The organism is Candidatus Cryosericum odellii (assembly GCF_003570935.1).
In the GTDB taxonomy this organism is placed as follows: Bacteria; Caldisericota; Caldisericia; order Cryosericales; family Cryosericaceae; genus Cryosericum; species Cryosericum odellii.
In genome coordinates this window covers 1-2,875 of sequence record NZ_QXIU01000036.1, presented here as the reverse complement: position 1 = coordinate 2,875, position 2,875 = coordinate 1, and the positions used below count along the sequence as shown (strand labels likewise).

3 protein-coding genes are annotated in these 2,875 nt (G+C 56.6%); all 3 read right to left on the bottom strand.

What is annotated here, in order from left to right; translation table 11 throughout:
* Window positions 1-68: 68 nt before the first annotated feature.
* Window positions 69-659: a pyridoxal 5'-phosphate synthase glutaminase subunit PdxT gene (pdxT, locus tag SMC5_RS01345; RefSeq protein ID WP_119119285.1), complete on the bottom strand. Its 591-nt coding sequence runs from the start codon at window positions 657-659 to the stop codon at window positions 69-71.
* A 2-nt stretch (window positions 660-661) separates the two neighbouring features.
* Window positions 662-1,546, bottom strand: coding sequence for a pyridoxal 5'-phosphate synthase lyase subunit PdxS (gene pdxS / locus SMC5_RS01340; RefSeq protein ID WP_119119284.1), 885 nt, complete (start codon window positions 1,544-1,546; stop codon window positions 662-664).
* 22 nt (window positions 1,547-1,568) lie between these two features.
* Window positions 1,569-2,875 (bottom strand): BaiN/RdsA family NAD(P)/FAD-dependent oxidoreductase (locus SMC5_RS01335; RefSeq protein ID WP_119119283.1); only part of this gene is annotated, 1,307 nt, incomplete at its 5' end.

The window sequence follows — 2,875 nt, the reverse complement described above, 5'->3', positions numbered from 1 at the left end:
CGACCACGCTTGGCGTCTTCTACGCCCTTCTTGGCCTGAATATTGTGCCACTTGGAATGCCCAGACATTTAGACCTCCTGATTTGAACTCTGTTCTGCCAATCGCAGAAAATGTTCATGTACCCTCGTATCGCTTCCAAGCTCCGGATGGAACGACGAAGCAAGAAGCCTTCCCTGCTGCACATAGACCGGCCCCTGCGCTAACCTTGCCAGTACCTCTACAGAAGGTCCTGTCTGGACAATCACCGGCGCCCGAATGAACAACGCATGCAATGGTGTGTCCAACCCTTGGACTTCCAGATCTTCCTCACTCGACTCCTTTTGACGTCCAAACGCATTCCGCTGAACAGTCACATCCAGAAGTCCGAGATGGGGTTGTACCTGGTTTCCCTCAATATCCCGAGCCAGAACAATCATTCCGGCGCATGTGCCATAGATCGCCAGTCTGCCTGCGTTGAAGCGGTCGACGATAGCTCGATCTACTCCATACTTGACCATGAGCTTCCCCATGGTCGTACTTTCTCCTCCTGGGATGATCAGCCCATCTACCAAGTAGACTTCCTCGGGGAGGCGAACAAGACGAACCTCCACGCCGAGGAACCGCACCATGCTAGCGTGTTCTCGAAAGTCACCCTGAAGAGCGAGGACGCCGATGACCACCTCTAGTTATCCCTCACCTGCATCTTATCCAGCTCGACGAGTGTGCGTGCATCAATGCCCGACATTCCTTCCTTCAAGCCCTTGCTGACCTCGAAGAGCACCTTGGGATCCTCCCAATAGGTCGTTGCCGCCACGATGGCTTTTGCTCTCGGAAGCGGGTCTGAACTCTTGAAAATGCCAGAACCCACGAAAACACCATCGGCACCAAGCGTCATCATGAGCGCCGCATCGGCCGGGGTAGCAATGCCCCCCGCTGCAAAGTTGACCACCGGAAGGCGTCCCAGTGTGCGCACTTCGCGCAGAAGCTCAACATTGACCCCGAGGTCCTTCGCCTCGACTACGAGTTCATCCTCGAGCATCGATTGCACCTTGCGAACTTCGTTCATGACCGCCCGCATGTGGGTGACCGCTTCAGAAACGTCCCCGGTGCCCGGCTCGCCCTTCGTCCTGATCATTGCAGCTCCCTCACTGACACGCCGAAGCGCCTCGCCCAAATTGCGCGCTCCACATACGAAGGGGATCTTGAACTGCCACTTGTCGATATGATACGTGACATCAGCGGGAGTCAGCACTTCACTCTCGTCAATGAAATCAATGCCCATATACTCCAGTATCCGTGCTTCGGAGATGTGCCCAATCCGCACCTTGGCCATGACGGGAATCGAGACAGCGTCCATAATCTGCTCGACAAGTCCCGGGTCGGCCGACCTTGCGACGCCGCCTTCCCTGCGAATATCAGCCGGAATCCGTTCGAGCGCCATCACTGACACTGCACCGGCTTCTTCGGCAATCTTCGCCTGGTCGACCGTCGTCACGTCCATGATGACGCCACCCTTAAACATCTCTGCCAAACCGCGCTTTACCTTGGTCGTTCCGATTTCAGCCATGTCGTTATCACCCCCTTAACCTTTAAAGTTTACTGTCATTTGGTGATTTGGCAACGTATTCGGCCGCACATCTTCCGGCCAGAAATCCAGTCGAAAAAGCTGCTTGCAGATTATAACCACCGGTGACAGCCTGCAGGTCCAGAAGCTCACCGGCAATGAACAATCCGGGAACAAGTCTCGATCCCATGGATCGTGGGTCGACCTCTCGCAGAGGCACTCCCCCCTGCGTAATGATCGCGGAGGTGAGAGGACCAGCCCCTGTGCATCCCAGCTCCACTCCCTTGACCGACCGAGCGACTGCTGCAAGGGTTTTCCTGGATAACGGTGTACTGCCCTTTCCTTCAATGCCCCACACACGCATCAGCTCAAGCGCCATCCGCCTCGGAAGGAATCTCGAGATATTCACCAGAATCTCATTGGCATTCCCGCAAGCTTCAATGTCGTGAAGTTCCTGGTCCAACGTCTTCTCGGGCCGCAGGTCCATGTACAGAACGACAGCCTGGCTCTCTGCCAGAGCTGGCGTGACAGCCAGACTCAGCGACAGGACGGCCGGACCTCCAATGCCTTGGTCCGTTATCATGACTTCTCCCTGCCTTCGAGCCAGCAACTTAGGGCCAACCCACGCTTCCACAGCGACGCCTTCGAGCGAAATCCCCGCAAGTTCTCTCAGCCACTTCTCGGGACAGTGCAAGGAAACCAGGCCAGGCAGCAGACGACCGGGGTGATGGCCTACACGCTCAAGAAACTCATAGCCGTCTCCCGTCGATCCCGTACCAGGATACGATTTTCCACCTGTAGTCACGACCACGGACCGGCTGTGCAGCAACCCACCAGACTCCAAACTGATCATCCAGCCGCCAGCCCCAATATCGATGCTTCGGACGCGGGCCGAGTAGAGAACATCGACACCGTCTCGCACGAGCAACAGCCCGAGAGCCTGGACAACGTCCTGCGCCTTGTCCGTCACAGGGAATACCCGGCCACCCCGCTCCGTCTTGAGTTGCAGGCCGGCTTCGGCAAAAAGAGCGACGAGGTCATCAGAGAAAAAGGACTCGAAAGCCGGATAGAGGAATCGGCCGGAAGAGCCGAAGGCCTGGACGAACTCGTCCAGTGAACGCGCATTGGTCACGTTTGCCCTGCCTTTGCCCGTGATGGCCAACTTCTTGCCCAGCACTCGATTTCGTTCGAGGATGAGGACTGAGCCATCGTGGCCAGAGGCTTTGAGGTGCCGCGCGGCAGACAATGCCGCCAGCATCCCGGCAGCACCACCACCTATGATACAGACTTCAGCTCTTGTTTCCATCGACAGGTAGATTATAACAGATTTGT